The following is a 19667-nucleotide window of genomic DNA, read 5'->3' as shown; positions in this document are numbered from 1 at the left end:
GTGGCAATAGTCGGAGTGGGGATCGACGTTGTCTCCATCCCTGATTTCGCCGAGCAGGTCGACCAGCCGGGAACGGTGTTCGCCGAGACGTTCACGCCAGGTGAGCGCCGCGACGCCGCCGACAAGAGTTCGGTGGCGGCGCGGCACCTGGCGGCTCGGTGGGCCGCCAAGGAGGCCGTCATCAAGGCGTGGTCGGGCTCGCGTTTCGCGCAGCGTCCGGTGCTGCCGGAGGGCATCCACCGCGACATCGAGGTGATCACCGACATGTGGGGCCGGCCCAAGGTCCGCCTCACCGGTGACATCGCCAAGCACCTGGCCGAGGTGACCATTCACGTGTCACTGACGCATGAGGGCGACACTGCTGCGGCGGTGGCCATCCTGGAGACGGCCTAGCGCTCAGCCCGCCTGGTGGGTGATCTGGATCAGGTTGCCGCAGGTGTCATCGAGTACCGCCGTGGTCACCGGTCCCATGTCGACGGGCTCTTGGGTGAACCGAACCCCGAGTGCATCGAGCCGAGCGAACTCGGCCTGGACATCGTCGACGGCGAACGAGGTGAACGGGATTCCGTCGGAGGCCAGTGCCTCTTTGAACGGTTTGACTGCGGGATGGCTGTCCGGTTCCAGGACGAGTTCGGTGCCGTCGGGATCCTCCGGGGACACCACAGTGATCCAGCGGTGTTCGCCCATCGGAATGTCGTGCTTGGTCGTGAAGCCGAGGATCTCGGTGTAGAACCGCAGCGCCTTGTCCTGGTCGTCGACAAGCACACTCGTCAGGGTGATTCGCACGGTGGTTCCTCCGCTTTCTTCAGCCACCGCTCGACGATCGGTGCTATCGGTGCGGTGTCGATGTAGTGGTACTTGAAACGACCTGAACGCCTCGTCTCGACCAGGCCTGCGGTCTCGAGAATCTCGAGGTGCTGCGAAATTGCCTGACGTGACGAGCCCAGCCCGTGCTTGGTCGCCAGGCGGGCGCAGATCTCGAACAGCGTCTGACCGTTTCGGTCGGTCAGCTCGTCGAGGATTTTCCGGCGCGTGGGGTCCGCCAAGGCCTTGAAGACGTCGCCCACGAGTAGCACGATATGCAAGCGTTTGCTTGCCTGTCAACGTTCGCGTTCTGCTGCCGCTAACGTCGTTGGCATGAGCGATCTCGTCGAACGCGTGCAGGCGGTGCTTCCCTCGGTGCGGGCCGATCTGGAGGATCTGGTCCGCATCCAGTCGGTGTGGGCCGACCCGGCCCGGCGCGATGAAGTGCACCGCAGCGCCCAGGCCGTGGCCGACCTGTTGAGCAGTGCGGGCTTCGCCAAGGTCGAGATCGTCGCCGAAGGTGGTGCCCCCGCAGTGATCGCGCATCATCCCGCGCCGCCCGGCGCGCCGACGGTGCTGCTGTACGCCCATCACGATGTTCAGCCCGAAGGTGAAGCATCGCAATGGGATTCAGACCCCTTCGAACCGACCGAACGGGACGGGCGGCTCTACGGCCGGGGCACCGCCGACGACAAGGCCGGCATCGCCACCCACCTGGCGGCGTTTCGTGCGCACGGCGGCAAGCCGCCGGTCGGCGTCACCGTGTTCGTCGAGGGTGAGGAGGAGTCCGGCTCGCCGTCGCTGGGCCGGTTGCTGGCCGCCCACAAGGACAAGCTGGCCGCCGACGTCATCGTGATCGCCGATTCGGACAACTGGACCTCCGAAATCCCGGCGCTGACAGTGTCTTTACGCGGACTGGCCGACTGCGTGGTCGAGGTCGCGACCCTGGACCACGGTCTGCACTCGGGGCTGTGGGGCGGGGTGGTGCCGGACGCACTCAGCGTCCTGGTCCGCCTGCTCGCCAGCCTGCACGACGACGACGGCAACGTCGCTGTGCAGGGCCTGTACGAGACGACTGCCGCCGACGTCGACCGCGGACCGCAGTGGGTGCGCGCCGAGTCCGGACTACTCGACGGGGTGCAGGAGATCGGCTCGGGTCCTGTGGCGCAACGGATGTGGGCCAAGCCCGCGATCACCGTCATCGGCATCGACACCACCCCGATCGGTAAAGCGTCGAACACCCTGATTCCGCGCGCGAGCGCGAAGGTCAGCATGCGGGTCGCTCCCGGCGGGGATGCGGCTGCTCATCTGCACGCGTTGCGTCGCCACCTCGAGCAGCACGCCCCCTGGGGTGCGCACGTCAAGGTCATCCCCGGCGACGTGGGTCAGCCGTACGCGATCGATGCCAGCGGTCCGGTGTACGACGCCGCGCGGGCCGCCTTCCGGGAGGCCTGGGGCACCGACGTCGTCGACATGGGGATGGGCGGCTCGATCCCGTTCATCGCCGAGTTCGCCACCGCGTTCCCAGACGCCACCATCCTGGTCACCGGAGTCGAGGACCCGGGCACGCAAGCGCACAGCGTCAACGAGAGCCTTCATCTGGGGGTGCTGGAGCGCGCCGCCACCACCGAGGCGCTGCTGCTGGGGAAGCTGGGGGAGCCGACCTAGACCGCGATATCGCGGCGCAGCTTGGCGACGTGACCGGTGGCCTTGACGTTGTACTGGGCCACCTCGATCTTGCCCTTCTCGTCCACCACGAATGTCGAGCGGATCACGCCCTGCACGGTCTTGCCGTACATCTTCTTCTCGCCGTAGGCGCCCCAGGCGGTGAGGACCTTCTTGTCGGGATCGGACAGCAGCGGGAACGTCAGCTCGTCGCGCTCGGTGAACTTGGCCAGCTTCTCCGGCTTGTCGGGCGAGATACCGACGACGTCGATGCCCGCCCCGTTGAGCTCGGCCAGGCTGTCCCGGAAGTCGCAGGCCTGCTTGGTGCAGCCGGGCGTCATCGCGGCCGGATAGAAGTACACGATCACCTTGCGGCCTTTGAAGTCGGACAGCTTGACGGTCTTGCCGCTGGCGTCAGGCAGGCTGAACGCCGGCGCCGTGTCGCCGACTTCGAGGCGTGCTGTGTCGGTCACCTAGTAGTCCTTTCATCCACCGGTGCATCGGGGTTGGCCCGGGTTGATCTAGGGTAGTTCGGCATAGCGGCGATTTGGAGGACGGAAGTGGCTGACCGGGACCCCGAGGTCATCAAGGCCGAGATCGACCAGGCGCGGGACCGGCTGGCGGTCACGGTGGACTCGCTGGCCGAGCGCGCCAACCCACAGCGGATCGCCGACGACGTGAAGGCCGCTGTGCTGCGCTTCGTCACGAAGCCCCCGGTGGCCGCGGCGCTGGCCGGTGTCAGCGTGGTGACCGTCGTCCTCGTGATCCGCCGCATCCGCAACGGCTAGTTCCGGCGGATCATCCGCCAGAGTCGCAGCGGCAGCAATCCGATCAGGGGCGCGCGTTTGCCCAGGTCGTCAGTGTCGCGCCGGTTGAACGCCGTGGAGTAGCGGGCCGCGTGCGCCTCGCTCGGATACGTTTTGTAACCCGTTGTGCCGCAGCCACGTTCGCAATGGAAGTGCATCACCGGCCCATCGTTGGCGAACACCATCCGATGCCCCAGCATCCGGCATGCCGCGCTCACCGCTTCACCTCGTCCGCGGAGGTGAGCGGCGCCGCGATGTCCTCGAGTTGGCGGCCTTCGGCCTTCACGCCCCAGGCGAGTTCCACCAACCCGCCGACGGCCATCACCGCGGCGCCGACCAGGAACGCCACGGCCACCAAGCCACGCTCACCCGACCCGATCAGCTGCCCGAACAACAGCGGCCCGGTGATGCCACCGATCGCAGTCCCGACGGCGTAGAAGAAAGCGATGGCCAGCGCGCGGGTCTCCATCGGAAAGATCTCGCTGACGGTCAGGTACGCCGCGCTGGCACCGGCGGAGGCAAGGAAGAACGTGGCGACCAGGACGGCCATGAACCCCCACAGGCCGCCTGCCTCAGCGACGAACACCGCGGTGAGCACCACGGTGATTGCCGCCGAGCCGAGGTAGGACAGCACAATCATCGGCTTACGTCCGACGGTGTCGAACAACCGACCCAGGAGCAGCGGCCCGGTGAAATTGCCTGCGGCCCAGACAATGAAGAATGCCGGCACGATTCCGGATGAGACGCCATAGAAACTGTTGAGCAGGGTGCCGAGGTTGAACGTCACCGCGTTGTAGAGAAACGCCTGGCCGACGAACAACGCCAGCCCGAGCATCGCGCGTTTGGGATAGCGGGTGAACGCCACGTGTGCGATCTCGCGGAAGCCGATGGTGTGGCGTTGGTGGATCGTCAGTTCCCGGTCCGGTTCGTCGAGATGCGCGCCGGTGCGGTCGATCACGTCCCGCTCGATTTCGTCGACGATTCGTTCGGCTTCCTCCTCGCGGCCGTGGATGAACAGCCAGCGCGGGCTTTCCGGGACGTTGCGCCGAACCAGCAGCACCACCAACCCGAAGACGGCGCCGATACCGAAGGCCAGTCGCCACCCGAGGTTCAGCGGCAACCAGTCACCGTTGAGCAGGACCAACGATCCGGCCGCACCCAGCATCGCGCCCAGCCAGTAGGACCCATTGATTGCGAGGTCGACCCGACCGCGGTTTCGTGCCGGGATCAGCTCGTCCACAGCGGAATTCACCGCAGCGTATTCACCGCCGATGCCGGCGCCGGTGAGAAAGCGGGTGAGGAAGAAGTACCACGGCGCGAAGGAGAACGCCGTCGCAACGGTGGCCGCCAGATACAGGCCCAGCGTCAGGAGGAAGAGCTTCTTGCGGCCGAACCGGTCGGTCAGCTGGCCGAATACCAGGGCACCCACACAAGCGCCGACGACGTAGATGGCCGCCGCGATACCGATCTGCCCGGCGGTGATGGCCAGTCCGCTGCCGGGTTCGGTGAGCCGCGCGGACACGTTGCCCACCATGGTGACTTCCAGGCCGTCGAGCACCCACGCCGACCCCAGGCCGATGACGACGCGCCAGTGAAACCTCGACCATGGCAACCGGTCCAGCCGGGCGGGAACGTTGGTGGTGATCGTCTTGGTCTGTCCGCTTGTGGTCATCGCCGGCCCCCTGGGATGTGTCTACCGAGCAGGAAGGTGACCGGTACGTGGGACATCGCCGGGATCTCGCGTGGCAGAGCGACTCCGCTGTTGGTCACCGCTCTGATCTACCCCGTCGTTAGCCGCATCAAGCCAGCAGGAATTTCACAGGACCATGGTGATCGGGGTGGGTGCGGTCTGTGGGACTGCGGCGGGTCTTCGGCCGCGACTAGCGGCGGCGCAGCCAATCGCCGAACGAGCGGCGGAAACCGGGAGGATTGGCCGTCAGACCCAGCCGGCCGCAGCTGTGCACGTGTAGCGGCGTCGCCGGTGCAGGTGCCTGCTGAGCTACCTCGCCCTGGGGGTGGGGCACGAGGTTTTCCGGCTTCATGCGGCTAAGTCCTCACTACGTCACTGGACCCGTAGTCCGGGGGCGGCTGTTGGTCAGTACAGCTAACGCCGACTATAACACCGCTTTTTGCATAAGTGCAGTACAAAGGACTACATTGCGGCTTGGATGGCTCGTCCGGTTATCTCCACGCTGGCATTATTGCTGGTCAGTCCACTGTCCCAACGTTTTGCCCAGCAGATTCACAGCGACGCACCTCACAGTGGCCGCCGATAGGTATCGACGCGACCTCGGGCAACGTCGGCGTATCGATCAGGGCAAGACGATGGGTAGCCGTTCCCAGCCGCGCACGGTCGATGTCGGTGCCAGCTTGGCGTTCGCGTAGTCGATATCCCATTCGGGGAAGCGGTTGAGCAGCTCGTCGAGCGCAACCCGCCCCTCGAGCCGGGCCAGGTTGGCGCCGAGGCAGTAGTGGACACCTTTGCCGAACGTCAGATGGCTGATCGTGTCGCGGTGGATATTGAAGCTGTCGGGGTCGTCGTAACGGCGCGGATCGCGGTTGGCGGCGCCGAACAGCAGCAGCATCGCGCTGCCTGCGGGCACCGTCGTGCCGTAGCACTCGAAGTCGTTGAGCACATATCGTCCGACGTGCGGCCCGGTGGGTTCGAAGCGCAGCGTCTCGTCGATTGCGCGGTTCAGCAGCGAGCGGTCGTCGCAGACGTCGCGGCGCTGGTCGGGGTGCTCGGCCAGGACCTTGGCCAGCCAGCCGATCAGCCGGCCGGTGGTCTCGTTGCCTGCGCCGGCCACCACCTGGGTGTAGTGCAGCACTTCCTTGCGGGTCAGCTTGCGGGTGACGCCCTGGTCGTCGGTGAACTCGACGTTGAGCAGTGCGGTCATCAGATCGTCGGAGGGGTTGTTGGCGCGCCACTCGACGTAGTCGGCGTAGATTCGGCCGTCGGCGATGCGGTCGGGGTCGGCGACCCTCATCGGGGTGCCGGGTTTGGTGCGCAGGTTGGCGTCGTTGGCGTCGCGCACCGAAATCTGTTCGGACTCCGGGATTCCCAGCAGCATGCCGATGACCCGCATCGGCATCATTGAGGCCAGTTCGGCGATGATGTCGAAGCCACCCGAGCCGACCAGCGGATCGAGGCAGCCGACGCAGTACCGACGGATCTGGTCTTCGATCTCGGCCATCCGGCGGGGCGTGAACACCCGAGACATCAGACCGCGCAGTTGGGTGTGGGCGGGCGGGTCCTGGAACATCATCACGCCGCCGGGCATGTCGAAGTCGGACTTGATCAGCTCCAGGATGTCGCTGCGGCTGTTGGAGAATGTCTCCCAGTCCGACAGCGCCGCGTCGACGTCGGCGTGCCGCGACAACGTCCAGAAGTCGTATTGCTCGTTGTGGTAGATCGGCGCCTCATCGCGCAGGCGGGCATACACCGGGTAGGGGTCGGCGACGATGGCGACGTCGTACGGGTCGTAATAGACGGTGTCGTTCGCAATCGCCATATCCATCCCCGGTCCTGGCCCCGTCGCGTGCTGAGCGATCGCTCAAACTCTCGGGTGGTGCATGTCTAGCAGCCCCCGTGAGCGCTGGTCAAGGATGTTGCTGGGCGAAGACGACGCCGGGGTTCAGAATGCCGGCCGGGTCGAAACTGTGCTTGATCCGCCGCATCAATGCCAGTTTGGCCGGATCCTCGAGCTCGCAGAAATAGTCCGCCTTGGCCCGCCCGACGCCGTGTTCGCCGGAGATCGCTCCACCCAGCGCCATGCCAACAGCGAAGATCTCGGTGAGCAGCTTCTTGCGGGTCTCCGGGTGCTTGCAGAACAGCACGCCGTGCACGTTGCCGTCGCCCGCGTGCCCGCACCCGCTCATGCCGACACCCTCGGCCATCGCGATGTCGCGGGCCTTGCGCAGGAACTCGGGCATCGACGCCCGGGGGACGACGACGTCGATGATGTCGTCCGCACCGATCGCCTTCGCCGTCCAGAACACGTTCTCCCGCGCCACGATCAACCGGCGCGCTGAATTGCCTTGCAGTACATAGGCATCCAAGGCGCCCCAGTCGCTGAGCAGTTCGCCCAGCGCGGCGGCGTCCTCGTCGAGCCGGTCGGTGTGGTTGCTCTCCAGTGCGACGACGAGGTAGGCCGCGCAGGTGTCGCGGATCTCCTCGGGAACACCCAGCTCCAGCTTTTCGGCGTTGACGATCGCGGCCATCACGACGTTGTCGATGTACTCCACGATCGTCGGGTTCAGTCCGCTCGAGATCAGCTTCGGTACCGCGGCCATGACCTGGTCGAAATCGTCGAACGGCGCCAGGACGGTGACGCTGTGCGCCGGCCGGGGGACCAGCTTGACGGTGATCTCCGTCGCCAGCGCCAGCGTGCCCTCGGAGCCGATGATCAGCTGCGTCAGGTCGTACCCGGTGGAGATCTTCGACATCTTGCCGCCAGTACGGATGATCTCGCCGGTGGGCAGGACGGCCTGCAGACCAAGAACGTTGTGGCGGGTGACCCCGTACTTCACCGCTCGCATGCCGCCGGCATTGGTCCCGACGTTGCCGCCGACGCTGGACGACAGTTCGCCGGGATACACCGTGTAACTCAGTCCGACGCGGGCGGTCTCGGCATCGAGCTCGGTCAGGGTGACACCCGGCTGCACCACGGCGACGTGATTGTCGGTGTCGATCTCCACGATGGCGTTCATTCGCTCGAACGAGATCAGCAGCCCGTCGGCGACCGGTTGAGCGGCACCGGACAGGCCGCAACCCGACCCTCGAGCGGTCACCGGAATATGGTGTTCGGTGGCGGTTTTCAGCAGCGCGGCGACCTCGTCGGCGGTGGCAGGCTTGGCGAGGTAGGCGGGGCGCTGCGGCGGGATGGTCAGCGCTTCGTCGTGGCCGTAGTCCTCGGAGATGGCGTCGCCGGTCAGTAGGTGGGTGCGCCCGACGATGTCGGCGAGGAGTGCCGTCAGATCGGCCATGGCCAAACCCTAGTCAGCGGGGCTCAGGATCGACAGCTCACCGGGGAAGATTGTCAGCTGATAGATGGTGCCGTCCGGCCCCTGAGCCAGCTTGACGGTGCTGCCGGCCGTGGCGTCGAACGTCACCTCGTGGGTGAGCGACGTGTAGTCGGCGTTGAACCTGAGGACCTTGATCCACCCGCGGATGTAGTCGGCGATGAACACCGTGTTCTGGTAGCCGGAACCGAAGGCGGCGCCGGTGTAGTACAGGACCGAGGTGATGGCGGCGTTTCCGGCGGAGTGGTCGTAGGTGTAGATGGGATTGATGGAAGTGCAGGTAGCGCAGACACCTTCGGCGCCCGGCCAGCCGTAGTTACCGCCCTTGATGATGAGGTCGAGCTCCTCGACGGCGTTGTTGCCGACGTCGCCGGCCAGCAGGCGGCCGTCCGGGGTGAACTCGATTCGGAAGGGATTGCGCAGGCCGTACGCCCAGATCTGCGGCACCGCGTTCGGCGTGGTCACGAACGGATTGTCTTGCGGTGCAGAACCATCCGTGGGGTTCAGGCGCAGGATCTTGCCGTGGATGTTCGTCAGGTCCTGGGCGTTGGCGCCAAAGGTGTTGTCACCGATGCCCCAATAGAGCATGCCGTCCGGTCCGAAGAGCAGGTCGCCACCCTGGTGGTTGTTCTTCTCCTCATCGACTGAACGGAACAGCGGCAGTGCCGAGTTGGGGTCTATGCCGTCGGTGGTGACGGTGTATCGAGACAGTTGGTAGTGGGCGTCGGTGGTCGTGTAGGCGACGTAGACGTAGCCGTTGTCCGCGAAGTGGGGGTCCACCTCGATGCCGAGCAATCCGCGTTCGCCTTCGGTTCGGGTCGGGACGACGAGCAGAGGGTCGGGGCTCAGCGCGCCGTTCTGATACAGCCGGATGTCGCCGGCCTTCTCGGTGATCAGAATCCGGCCGTCGGGCAGGACGACGAAATCGGTGGGACTGGACAGGCCCGAAGCGATTGTTGTGCGGTCGAATACGGGCGGCCCGGTGGGCGCGGTGCCGCAGGCCATGATGGCGTCGTAGGTCCGTTCGGCGACGCGCTGCACCGCCCGCACCACCTGCTTGACCACCGGCTGCGCGGCGATCTGCTGGACGGCGTCCTCGGCCTGCTTGCGCACCCACGCCAGCGCCGCCCACGCACCGAACGGGTCGGGTGGTGGCGGCGGGATGGTCGGTGGACGAAGTTCGGACACGAAGAGCGCGCTGTAGGTCGCGACGGTCTTGAGCAGGTTGCAGGCACATGCGGTCACATCAGAGACGATCGAGTTCGCCGATCTGGCCGTCGCGACCGGCTTCACGAGTCGGTCGGCCCGCGGGCGCGGGGTGGCAGCTGCCGCCTTGCGGGCGTGGGAAGTCTGCGCTTGAGGACGGGGGGCGGCTCGGCCGGTTCGTGGTGCGTGCGATGCGCTCGATCCGGAATCGGCTGCGGTGTCTGCCACCGCACTACCGGGCGCGGTCAGCAGCGCCCATCCGAAAAACAGCGCGGTGGCGATGATGCCAATGCGCGCAACGTATTTGGTGTGCACCATCGGTGCCCCCCGGAAGGTTGGCCAGCCAACTGACGGCTGTGCCAATTGTGCCACCGCGGCAGGGCGGCGGGAGGTCATTCTGTGAAGTCCCTGGACATGACAAGAGCCCCGCCCGAGGGGCGGGGCTCTTGCTGATGTGCGCCGTCAGGGTTTCGAACCCCGGACCCGCTGATTAAGAGTCAGCTGCTCTACCAACTGAGCTAACGGCGCGAACCGCGTCAGCGACAATAACAAACACCACTGCCGAACATGAAATCCCCATGCTGGACCCCGTGCGGCCGCTGATCTGCATAGTCGCCGCCAGCCTGGAAGTTCCCTTAGACTATTGCCAAACATTCCCAGCGTTCGCACAGCTAGCAGGATTTGAGGGCGGTATGTGGCAGGTCGGCTCGCTGAACCGGCCGGGGCGTCGAACCCGGCTGGCGGCCCTCGCGATCATCCCTGCCCTTCTCATCGGGCTCAGCGGGTGCAGCAGCGGCGAGCCGGCGCCCGCCCAGGTCAAGGTCATCGCGGACAAGGGCACTCCCTACGGCGACCTGCTGGTGCCGCAGCTGACGGCATCGGTCAAGGACGGAGCGGTCGACGTCCCGCTGGACCGCCCGGTAACGGTGAGCGCCACCGGCGGGGTGCTCGGGTCGGTGACGATGGTCAACGAGTCCGGCAAGCAGGTGGCCGGCACGCTGAGCCCGGACGGCGTGACGTGGTCGACCAGCGAGCCGCTGGGCTACAACAAGAGCTACACGCTCAGCGCGCAGTCGATGGGTCTCGGCGGCGTGACGACCGAGAAGCTGACTTTCGAGACGCAGTCGCCGGAAAACCTGACCATGCCCTACCTATTGCCCGGTGATGGCGAGGTGGTCGGCGTCGGTCAACCGATCGCGGTGCGCTTCGACGAAAACATCCCGAACCGTCTGGCTGCCGAACGCGCGATCAAGGTGACCACCAACCCGCCCGTCGAGGGCGCCTTCTACTGGCTGAATAACCGTGAGGTGCGCTGGCGCCCGCAGAACTTCTGGAAGCCGGGCACCACCGTCGACGTCCAGGCCAATACCTATGGGGTCGATCTCGGTGATGGGCTGTTCGGCCAGCAGAACCTGTCGTCGCGCTTCACCATCGGTGACGAGGTGATCGCGACCGCCGACGACAACACCAAACAACTGACCGTCCGGCGCAACGGCGAGGTCGTCAAGACCATCCCGATCTCGATGGGCAAGAACAGCACGCCCACCAACAACGGTGTCTACATCGTCGGTGACCGGCTGTCCCACATGATCATGGATTCGTCGACGTACGGCGTTCCCTCCAACTCGCCCAACGGCTATCGCACCGAGGTGGATTGGGCCACCCAGATGTCCTACAGCGGCATCTATGTCCACTCCGCGCCGTGGTCGGTGGGGGCGCAGGGATATTCCAACACCAGCCATGGCTGTTTGAACGCCAGCCCGAGCAATGCGCGGTGGTTCTACGACAACACCAAGCGCGGCGACATCGTCGAGGTCCGCAACACCGTCGGCTCGACATTGCCGGGCACCGAGGGACTCGGCGACTGGAACATTCCGTGGCAGCAGTGGAAAGCGGGCAACGCCAACGCTTAGTGCCGGTCGTTGAAGGTGCGGACGAACGCCAGCACGCGGGGTGACAAGTGCGGGGGAGTCCACGGCTCGTGAGTCGATCCCGGCGCGGATTTCACAGCGTCAACACCCTTTTCGCCGCCGAATCGGCCGATCAACTCCGTGACGGCTGCGACGTCATCGGCGACGTTCGGGTACAGGATGTCGTCGATCTGGCCCTGCAGGGTCTGCAGTTTCGGCAGCACCCCCGTGATCATGTCCAGCACACTGGGATCGCGGCTCAGCACGGCGAGTTCGTCGGGTGCCAGGCATCTCTTGGCTGCGTGGTTCGCGTGTGCGGCCACGCGCTGACGGTCCAGGTGGACGTCCACTTGTGGCTCGCCGCGTCGGCGCGCGGTGAACTGGTACCGCAGCGCGGTGCTGTCGTCGTGCTGGATCAACTCGTACAACTCGGTCAGCCAACGGTAGTCGAACGACGACTCTGCGAGGTCGGCGAACAGCGCATCAACCGCCCGGGCCTGAGGACTGTTGTGGCCGAATGTCTTTGACGCACTCGCGACCGACCGTTGTCGATGGGCGTGCAGGGCGGCGGTGACGGCAGCCAGTGCCGAGCCGATCTTGCGGCGACGCTCGTCGTTGATGCGCTCGTCGAAGGTGGAACCGTGGGTGGTCTGTAAATCGAGGACGATGCCGGTCACGACATCAGTCAAGGTCTCGCTCGCAACTATGATGTGCTGCAACGACTCCCGGTTCACCATCGTCCGCAGGCGACCATAGGCCTCGCGGTAGCGCTTGTTCTCGCAATTCGTGAGCGCGCACACCTTGTCGAAGATGATCCCGGTGTTCACCGTCGGCCGGGCGCCCGATGCCTGCAGGCTGGCCACGATGGAGATGGTGCGCGCGTTGATCTCATCGGCCGGCGGACCACCCTCATGCAGCCAGCGGCCGCACTCGCGCCGCAGCGTGCCGAGGCAGCGCTTGATCGAGGTGTGCATCGCTGACGCCGTCATCCGGTCCCGGATGTCCGCCGTGCGGTAGTAGTCGAGTGTCGCCGACGTCATCGCATGAGCGAGGGCTTGCAGGGTGCCAAGCACGACCAGAACGGCCGGGTCGTCCTGAGGCGGGGGATCGGCTGCCGCGGCGCCCTGCCAGATCTCCCAGGCGTCGGCGCAGTAGTCGAAGGGGTCGTCAGCGTCGATGGCGTCGAGGGCCGCGCTGAACGCGTCGAGTCGATCTGTCCAGACACCGAGAGGGCCGGTGTCGCCGGCGAACCCGCTCGATTCAGTGGTTACGTCGTGGCCGTGCATGCTGCAACCCTCCCCCCAGCTAAGCGGTGCAGTTATTACCCGACGGTAACTCATGTTCGAATAATTGTGTCGGTCAACTGCGACGAACGGTCGAAATCTTTACCGTTTCGGTGTTCCGGGGAAGCGGATCAAGCCTCCTGAGCCGCGCGAAGGCGGAATTCGAACCGCTGGTCAGGCTGGACACCTGTCCGGCCCGCGCGGGATGGGAACAAATCGTTGGTGCTATGCCGAAAGCTGGTTGCCGAACTTGGTGGCAACCTGTAATCCGGCCATTGCGGCCGCGCTGCGTGCCTTGACGGTCGCGGGCCCTGGCAAACCTTCGTGCTGCCAGCGCTCGCATTGGAGGCGGACCGCATCCAGCTCGTCGATCAGCGAGGTGTGTAGGGCGGAGAGCGTCAGCGGATGGTCGCCGTTTCCTGTGCTGTGGTGATCGCGAGCACTGGACGTGATCGCCTCCGCCAACACCTCAATCACGCCCAGAACTAAAAGCATTGCCGGGTCGGTGGCCGAGGGGGGATCGGAGATAGCTGCGCTCTCCCAGATGTCCCACGCGTCCTCGCAGAACGTGTACGGGTCGTCGGCATCGATCGCGTCGAGAGCAGTGACGAAGGCGGCGAGGCGGTCCTGCCAGGCGGCCAATTGCTGCGAACCGTCGATTTCAGCGAATTCGTTAGTCGTCATCCCTCGGGTCCCTTCGCGATATGCGTCCCCCCGGACGCCAAGTTGGTGTCCTGGTCTTTACCCCGTCGAGAAACTTTTGAATCATCAATCTTTGCCAGGGCGCGCACGGACGACGTGAGTCGGACCACAGCACTGCTACGTCTGTTCTCGCATGAGGGGTCCGCGTCGGCCGACCGGAAACCATGCTTCGTGATAAGTGAACTATTAGCTCGCTCTTAGTCACTCGACCTACGCTCCCGTAGGTAGTCGGGCTGAGAGAGACCGTCATGCGCACCATCGATCCGGCCGGCATCTCGATCATCACGGTGGTGGTGGTGCTGCCCCTGGGCACCGCGGTGTCCGGCGCGCTCACCTGGTCGATGTTCGGGAACGTGTATGGCGGACTCGCGTTTCTCGGCCTCTTCATCGTGGGCGTCGCCGTTGAGAACGTTCGGCAGCGGTGCAGCGTCGCCCGGCGCGTACAAACAGACGCGGAGGTGGGGCGGTACATCGCGCGCCTGCACGCCGCCGCGCGCGAGTCCGGTGTGGAATTGGGCGCGCCGCGGAGGGCGCAAAAAGTCAGGCCCCGATATCGGGGCCTGACCTGCAGGGTGGCTGACGGGACTCGAACCCGCGACAGCCAGGATCACAACCTGGTGCTCTACCAACTGAACTACAGCCACCATCGCTGCGGACCGTCCGGAGGCGGCAGCAGCGTCGTCGATACTAGCTGTTGTCGGCCTCTCCAGCCGAATCCGATTCGCCCGGGGCGTCGACCTCGGCGGCGGCTGCGGCAATCTCGCTGGTAGAGGGCCCGGGCTGGGGGACGAACGCGGTGCGCCGGTAGTACTTCAGCTCGCGGATCGACTCCTGGATGTCCGCCAGCGCGCGGTGGGCGAGACCCTTTTCCGGCTGTCCGTAGTAGATCCGCGGATACCAGCGCCGGCACAGCTCCTTGATCGAGCTGACGTCGATCATCCGGTAGTGCAGGTAGTTGTCCAGCGTCGGCATGTCCCGGGCGATGAATCCGCGGTCGGTGGCGATCGAATTGCCCGCCAGCGGCGCGGTCTTGGCCTGCTTCACGTGCGAGCGGATGTACTCCATCACGAGTTCCTCGGCGGCCGGCACGTCGATGACCGACGCGCGGACCTCCTCGGTGAGCCCGGACCGGCTGTGCATCTGGGTGACAACCTCGACCATCCCGTCCAGGGACTCGTCATCGGCATGGATGACGACGTCGATACCCTCGCCGAGAACGTTGAGCTCGGCGTCGGTCACCAGGGCGGCGATCTCGATGAGCTTGTCGGTCCGCAGATCGAGGCCGGTCATCTCGCAGTCGATCCACACCAATTCTTCACGCACAGCGCTCAACCCTAAGCCCCCGCTGACTTGTAGTGTCGTATGGCCATCACCCGAGCGACCACGGAGGCGGCCGATGAGCAGCGAATCGACGACGACCCCTGCCCAGCAGATCGCCGCCGGCTACGTGACCACAGGGGCGACACTCGATCTCGGCTCGGTCGTCATCGATGGCGCAGTCGATCCGGCGGCGCAGGTCCGCATCCCGCTGGCCATGATGAACCGCCACGGCCTGGTCGCCGGAGCCACCGGTACCGGTAAGACCAAGACACTGCAGGTTATCGCCGAGCAGCTGTCTGCGGCCGGCGTGCCGGTGATGATGGCCGACGTCAAAGGTGACCTGTCCGGCTTGTCGCGGCCGGGGGAGTCCAGTGACCGGACCCTGCAGCGCGCCAAGGACACTGGCGACGACGACTGGGCGGGCGCGCCGTTCCCCGTCGAGTTCCTTTCGCTGGGCACCGGCGGAATCGGGGTCCCGGTGCGCGCCACGATTTCGGCCTTCGGACCTATTCTGCTGTCGAAGGTGTTGGGGCTCAATGCCACTCAGGAGTCCACGCTCGGACTGATCTTCCACTGGGCCGATCAACAAGGGCTGCCGCTGCTCGACCTGAAAGATCTCCGGTCGGTGATCACCTATCTGACCAGCGACCAGGGCAAGGAAACGCTGAAGACCATCGGCGGGGTGTCCGCCCAGACCGCGGGCGTCATTCTGCGCGCACTGGTCAACCTCGAAGCCGAGGGCGGCGACACCTTCTTCGGGGAACCCGAGATCGACCCCGCCGATCTACTTCGCGTCGATGCACAGGGCCGCGGCGTGATCACCCTGCTCGAGCTCGGCGACCAGGCCGCGCGGCCGGTGATGTTCTCCACATTCCTGATGTGGGTGCTCGCCGACCTGTTCACCTATCTGCCCGAGGTCGGTGACGTCGACAAGCCCAAGCTGGTGTTCTTCTTCGACGAGGCACACCTGTTGTTCACCGATGCGTCCAAAGCATTCCTGCAACAGGTCGAGCAGACGGTCAAACTGATCCGCTCCAAAGGTGTCGGGGTGTTCTTCTGCACCCAGCTGCCCACCGATGTGCCCAACAATGTGCTGTCGCAACTGGGTGCCCGCATTCAGCACGCGCTGCGGGCGTTCACACCGGACGACCAGAAGGCGCTGTCGAAGACGGTGCGCACCTACCCCAAGACCCAGTTCTACGATCTGGAAACGGATTTGACGTCATTGGGCATCGGCGAGGCCATCGTCACCGTGCTCTCCGAGCGCGGCGCTCCGACCCCGGTGGCCTGGACCCGGCTACGCCCGCCGCAGTCGCTGATGGACACCATCGGCCCCGATGCGATCAAGGCTGCGGCGCAATCGAGTTCGCTGTTCGCCAAGTACGGCCAGACCGTCGACCGGGAATCCGCCTACGAGATGCTGGCGACGAAACTGGCCCCGCCGCCACAGGAACCCGCCGACCTGCCGCCGCTGCTGCCCACCGGAATCGACCTGCCGCCGATGCCCAAGCCGCAGAAGGCCGAGCCCGGCGTGCTCGATCAGGTGATGAACAGCCCGGCGTTCAAGAGCGCGATGCGATCGGCGGGCACGGTGATCGGTCGCGAGATCACCCGCAGCATCTTCGGAACGGGCCGCCGCAGGCGCTAGGCACGCGCCGCGACCCTGGCTCGACTTCATCGAGATCGACGCCAGCGTGACCGTCACTCGATCTTGTCCACGCTCACGTCGATCTCGCTGACGAGCTCCGCGGGGATGGCCCTCGCCGCCACGGTGAGGAGCCGGGATCGACGAATTGCAGGCGTCCACTCGCACTTCTGCTGCCACATGTCGGTGTGGGTGAGAGAGCGCGAGTGAGCTAGTCGCCGCCCAGCTTCTTGTAGACCGCGCCGACGATCGGGGTGACGATCGAGCGCGGCGCGTACCCCGACGCCACCGACATCGCCTTGGACGTCAGTCCGGGCACCACTCGCATCTTGTTGTGCTCCAAGCCATCCAGCGAGATCCGCGCCGTGTACTCGGTGTTGATCCACAGGAAGTCGGGGATCAATCGCTCCACCAATGACTGCTCCGCCTCGTCGGGCAGCTCGGTACGCACCGGCCCCGGCGCCAGCACCGTAACGTGCACTCCGACACCCTTCAATTCGCCGCGCAGCGACTCACTGAATGTGTTCGCGAACGCCTTGGTCGCGGCGTAGGTGGCGTTGTTCGGGATCGGCGAGTTTCCGGCCGCCGAGCCCGAGATCAGGATGCCGCCGGCCTTGCGGGCGACCATCCCCGGCAGCACCGCCAGCACCAGATCGTGCACACCGAGAACGTTGAGCTGGACCTGCGCCCGCTCGGCCGCCGGATCCAGCTTCGCAACGGGCCCGAAAGTAGCGGTGCCCGCATTGGCGCACAGGATCGAGATCTCGTGGCCGGCCAGTTCGTCGGCGAACGCGGTCCGCGCGTCGGGATCCGCGAGGTCCACCGCGCGCACCTCGACATTGACGCGGTAGCGCTCGGTGAGTCGTGCGGCCAGCTCGGCCAGCACCTCACCGCGGCGCGCGGTGATGATCAGGTGATGGCCGCGGGCGGCGAGTTCGGTGGCCAGCGCCTCACCGATGCCTTGGGAGGCACCGGTGACGACGGCTCTGCTGTCCGGGGAGGGGGCGGGTACTGGCATGCGGCAATCGTAGGGGGATGGGTTGCGGTGGGCAGGAGCGCCAGCGACTCGGGCAGTGGATAGGGTGGCCCGCATGCCCAGGCCCCCGTCGGTTGCCCAGACCGCCGGGCGGTCAAAAGTTCTGGCGTGGGCCCTGTGGGACTGCGGTTCCACCGGGATGAACGCCATCGTCGCGACCTTCGTTTTCGCTGTTTACCTGACCAGCACGGTCGGCCAGGGTCTGCCGGGCGACACCTCGCCGGCAAGCTGGCTGGGCCGGGCGCTGGCACTTGCCGGCCTCACCGTCGCGGTTCTCGCGCCGCTCACCGGCGTGCTGGTTCAGGCACCGCAGCGGCGTCGCGCCGCCCTGATGCTGCTGACCGGGTTGGCGGTGCTGTCGACGACGGCGATGAGCCTCATCCGCGCGGAGCCGGCTTACTTCGCGATGGGCCTGGTGCTGCTGGCGTTCACCGCGGCGTGCGGCGACCTGGCCAGCGTGCCCTACAACGCGATGCTGAGGCAGCTCACCACCCCGCAGACGTCCGGGCGCATCTCCGGAATCGGAGCCGCCGCCGGATATTTCGGCAGCGTGCTGCTGCTGATGATCATCTACGTCGCGTTCATCGCAGGCTCAGGCCCGAACCGGGGGCTGTTCGGGGTCCCGGTCGATGACGGCCAGAACGTGCGCGCGGCAATGCTGATGGCGGCCGCCTGGTTCGTGGTACTGGCGCTGCCGCTGCTGATCACCGCTCACACCCTCGCCCCGGCCGCCGACCTGGAGCCGATGCCACCCGGTCAGGCCGGCGGGTACCGCGGATTGTGGAACGATCTGCGCTCGGAGTGGCGGCGCGACCGGAACCTGGTCTACTACCTGGTGGTCAGCGCAATATTCCGCGACGGCATCGCCGGCGTCTTCGCGTTCGGCGCGGTGCTCGGCGTCAGCGTCTACGGCATCTCGCCGTCCAACGTGCTCATCTTCGGGGTGATCGCCAGCACCATGGCCGCCCTCGGCGCGGTGATCGCCGGGCCGGTCGACGACCGGATCGGCGGCAAGCCGGTGATCGTCGCCTCGCTGACGTTGATGATCGTCGTCGGCCTTACGCTGCTGTCGCTGTCGGGCCCTGTCGTGTTCTGGATCTGCGGCCTGCTGTTGGCGCTATGTGTCGGACCGGTCACCACGTCGGCGCGCACGGTGCTGCTGAGGATGGTCAGCGACGGCAAGGAAGCCGTGGCGTTCGGGCTCTACACCACCACCGGGCGGGCGGCGTCGTTCCTGGCGCCGTGGCTGTTCTTCGTCTTCGTCGACGCGTTCCACGCCGACCGCGCCGGGCTCGGCGGGCTGTGCGTGGTGCTGGCCGTCGGCCTGCTGGGCATGCTGCTGGTGAAGGTGCCCAACAACCACCGGGCGGGTTAGCCCGCCCCGGTGCAGATCGTCAGGCCGCGGCCGGTGCGCTCCCGGACCTGCGAGCCGTTCACCGACACGCTGCAGGTCACGTCGCGCCCGACATTGACCACCGCGACGCTGGCCGAGGTCCGCGCCGGCGACGACAGGCTGACTTCCTTGCTCCACGGCAGCATCACGTTGAACTCGGTCTGCATGATGCCGCCGGTGTCGACGTAGGTGATATTGATCGCGCGACCGTCACCAGAGACCGTGTAGACGACGGTGTCGGTGCCCGTCGGGCTGGTGGAGTCGGTGGGCGGCGGCGCCGCGGTACCCGGTGCGCCGCTGGTCGTCGGCAGCGTGGGCCGCGTCGTCGTCGGCACCAGAGTGGTGGCCCGCGGCGCGGTCGTCGTCTCCGACAGCGACGGCAGCGGAGCCACCACGGTCGACTCTCTGGCCGAGCTGGTCACGATCACGAGGGCGATCACCAGTCCCACCACCAGCAGCACCGCGACCGCCGCGGCGATCCACAACCACTTCGGCGACTTGGGTGGGCCCGGGGGCGGCTCGGGTGGCTCGCTGGGCGGATACCCGCCGCCTTGATGCCAGTAGGACGGCAGCTGTTCGGTGGGCTGCATCGTCGGCGGCACACCGCCCTGACCGTAGCCGGGGCCGCCGTAGCCGGGTCCGTAATACTGACCGGAGTAGGCGGGATCGGTGCTCGGCGGATAACCATTGCCGGCCGACTGCGTCGGGTCAGACCACCCTGGTCGACGCGGATCGTTCATTCCCACCTCATGCTTGCAGGCTACCTGCGAGTGGCAGCGCGGGGTTGATGCCTGTTACTCAGCACCGTGTTTACCACCGGCGGCCGACGTGGAACGTGTTACTGGAGTAAGAGGAACCAAAGAAAGTGAGGTGGC

20 protein-coding genes and 2 tRNA genes are annotated in these 19667 nt (G+C 66.2%); 6 read left to right on the top strand and 16 right to left on the bottom strand.

All coding sequences use genetic code 11. The annotated features are described in order from the left end of the window. Window positions 1-393, top strand: a complete 393-nt coding sequence (gene acpS, locus G6N32_RS18585; protein WP_071942777.1) for a holo-ACP synthase AcpS — start codon at window positions 1-3, stop codon at window positions 391-393. Between the two features lie 3 nt (window positions 394-396). Here acpS and G6N32_RS18580 read toward each other — a convergent pair whose 3' ends face one another. Together G6N32_RS18580 and G6N32_RS18575 are read right to left on the bottom strand one after the other, a co-directional pair. Beyond that, window positions 397-786 carry a VOC family protein gene (locus G6N32_RS18580; RefSeq protein ID WP_115320844.1) on the bottom strand — a complete coding sequence of 130 codons (390 nt, stop codon included), beginning with the start codon at window positions 784-786 and terminating at the stop codon, window positions 397-399. Next, window positions 771-1067, bottom strand: a complete 297-nt coding sequence (locus tag G6N32_RS18575) for an ArsR/SmtB family transcription factor (RefSeq protein WP_115320843.1) — start codon at window positions 1065-1067, stop codon at window positions 771-773. Before G6N32_RS18575 ends, G6N32_RS18580 begins: the two co-directional genes overlap by 16 nt. A 70-nt stretch (window positions 1068-1137) precedes the next feature. On the opposite strand from G6N32_RS18575, the gene G6N32_RS18570 reads away from it, so the two are divergent. Then, window positions 1138-2472 carry a dipeptidase gene (locus G6N32_RS18570; RefSeq protein ID WP_115320842.1) on the top strand — a complete coding sequence of 445 codons (1335 nt, stop codon included), beginning with the start codon at window positions 1138-1140 and terminating at the stop codon, window positions 2470-2472. Here the strand turns inward: G6N32_RS18570 and bcp are convergent. Then, a complete protein-coding gene (bcp, locus tag G6N32_RS18565; protein WP_115320841.1) occupies window positions 2469-2942 on the bottom strand; it encodes a thioredoxin-dependent thiol peroxidase in 474 nt (157 codons plus the stop codon). The two genes, G6N32_RS18570 and bcp, sit on opposite strands and share 4 nt — an antisense overlap. 87 nt (window positions 2943-3029) lie before the next feature. Here bcp and G6N32_RS18560 point away from each other — a divergent pair, with 87 nt between their 5' ends. Further along, entirely contained in the window at window positions 3030-3257 is a 228-nt protein-coding gene (locus G6N32_RS18560) for a DUF3618 domain-containing protein (protein ID WP_115320840.1), read from the top strand. On the opposite strand, the gene G6N32_RS18555 is transcribed toward G6N32_RS18560, so the two are convergent. The 6 genes from G6N32_RS18555 to G6N32_RS18530 all read right to left on the bottom strand — a co-directional run bounded on the left by G6N32_RS18555 (window position 3254) and on the right by G6N32_RS18530 (window position 10031). Next, a complete protein-coding gene (locus G6N32_RS18555; protein WP_115320839.1) occupies window positions 3254-3493 on the bottom strand; it encodes a hypothetical protein in 240 nt (79 codons plus the stop codon). The two genes, G6N32_RS18560 and G6N32_RS18555, sit on opposite strands and share 4 nt — an antisense overlap. Continuing rightward, window positions 3490-4947, bottom strand: a complete 1458-nt coding sequence (locus tag G6N32_RS18550; RefSeq protein ID WP_115320838.1) for an MFS transporter — start codon at window positions 4945-4947, stop codon at window positions 3490-3492. The genes G6N32_RS18555 and G6N32_RS18550 overlap by 4 nt, the downstream gene beginning before the upstream one ends. A gap of 640 nt (window positions 4948-5587) precedes the next feature. Then, on the bottom strand, window positions 5588-6787 hold the full coding sequence (locus G6N32_RS18545; protein WP_115321392.1) for a cytochrome P450: 1200 nt from the start codon (window positions 6785-6787) through the stop codon (window positions 5588-5590). Between the two features lie 88 nt (window positions 6788-6875). Continuing rightward, window positions 6876-8261 (bottom strand): FAD-binding oxidoreductase, encoded by a 1386-nt coding sequence (locus G6N32_RS18540; RefSeq protein WP_115320837.1) that lies wholly within the window; start codon window positions 8259-8261, stop codon window positions 6876-6878. Window positions 8262-8270: 9 nt separating this feature from the next. Next, window positions 8271-9821: a PQQ-dependent sugar dehydrogenase gene (locus G6N32_RS18535; RefSeq protein ID WP_232077164.1), complete on the bottom strand. Its 1551-nt coding sequence runs from the start codon at window positions 9819-9821 to the stop codon at window positions 8271-8273. Window positions 9822-9958: 137 nt separating this feature from the next. Beyond that, window positions 9959-10031: transfer RNA gene (locus tag G6N32_RS18530), tRNA-Lys, on the bottom strand. 164 nt (window positions 10032-10195) lie between these two features. Between G6N32_RS18530 and G6N32_RS18525 the strand changes: the two genes are divergently transcribed. Further along, entirely contained in the window at window positions 10196-11416 is a 1221-nt protein-coding gene (locus tag G6N32_RS18525; RefSeq protein ID WP_115320836.1) for a L,D-transpeptidase, read from the top strand. On the opposite strand, the gene G6N32_RS18520 is transcribed toward G6N32_RS18525, so the two are convergent. The 4 genes from G6N32_RS18520 to orn all read right to left on the bottom strand — a co-directional run bounded on the left by G6N32_RS18520 (window position 11413) and on the right by orn (window position 14721). Next, on the bottom strand, window positions 11413-12699 hold the full coding sequence (locus G6N32_RS18520; RefSeq protein ID WP_115320835.1) for a hypothetical protein: 1287 nt from the start codon (window positions 12697-12699) through the stop codon (window positions 11413-11415). The two genes, G6N32_RS18525 and G6N32_RS18520, sit on opposite strands and share 4 nt — an antisense overlap. A 222-nt stretch (window positions 12700-12921) precedes the next feature. Continuing rightward, on the bottom strand, window positions 12922-13380 hold the full coding sequence (locus G6N32_RS18515) for a hypothetical protein (protein ID WP_115320834.1): 459 nt from the start codon (window positions 13378-13380) through the stop codon (window positions 12922-12924). Window positions 13381-13969: 589 nt separating this feature from the next. Beyond that, window positions 13970-14042 (bottom strand) — tRNA-His (locus G6N32_RS18510). A gap of 43 nt (window positions 14043-14085) precedes the next feature. Beyond that, the gene (orn, locus tag G6N32_RS18505) at window positions 14086-14721 is read right to left on the bottom strand and encodes an oligoribonuclease (protein ID WP_115320833.1); all 636 of its coding nucleotides are present in this window, start codon (window positions 14719-14721) and stop codon (window positions 14086-14088) included. A gap of 73 nt (window positions 14722-14794) precedes the next feature. On the opposite strand from orn, the gene G6N32_RS18500 reads away from it, so the two are divergent. Next, window positions 14795-16366: a helicase HerA-like domain-containing protein gene (locus G6N32_RS18500; RefSeq protein ID WP_115320832.1), complete on the top strand. Its 1572-nt coding sequence runs from the start codon at window positions 14795-14797 to the stop codon at window positions 16364-16366. Window positions 16367-16419: 53 nt separating this feature from the next. Here G6N32_RS18500 and G6N32_RS29120 read toward each other — a convergent pair whose 3' ends face one another. Continuing rightward, complete coding sequence (locus G6N32_RS29120) at window positions 16420-16545, bottom strand: hypothetical protein (protein WP_264028875.1); 126 nt, start codon at window positions 16543-16545, stop codon at window positions 16420-16422. 29 nt (window positions 16546-16574) lie between these two features. Further along, window positions 16575-17381, bottom strand: a complete 807-nt coding sequence (gene cmrA / locus G6N32_RS18495; RefSeq protein WP_115320831.1) for a mycolate reductase — start codon at window positions 17379-17381, stop codon at window positions 16575-16577. 73 nt (window positions 17382-17454) lie between these two features. Here cmrA and G6N32_RS18490 point away from each other — a divergent pair, with 73 nt between their 5' ends. Beyond that, on the top strand, window positions 17455-18774 hold the full coding sequence (locus G6N32_RS18490) for an MFS transporter (protein WP_115320830.1): 1320 nt from the start codon (window positions 17455-17457) through the stop codon (window positions 18772-18774). Here G6N32_RS18490 and G6N32_RS18485 read toward each other — a convergent pair. Next, entirely contained in the window at window positions 18771-19532 is a 762-nt protein-coding gene (locus G6N32_RS18485; protein WP_115320829.1) for an MmpS family transport accessory protein, read from the bottom strand. The two genes, G6N32_RS18490 and G6N32_RS18485, sit on opposite strands and share 4 nt — an antisense overlap. Window positions 19533-19667: the final 135 nt, after the last annotated feature.

Source organism: Mycolicibacterium aichiense (assembly GCF_010726245.1).
GTDB classification, from domain to species: Bacteria; Actinomycetota; Actinomycetes; order Mycobacteriales; family Mycobacteriaceae; genus Mycobacterium; species Mycobacterium aichiense.
This window is presented reverse-complemented; position numbering and strand designations above follow the sequence as displayed.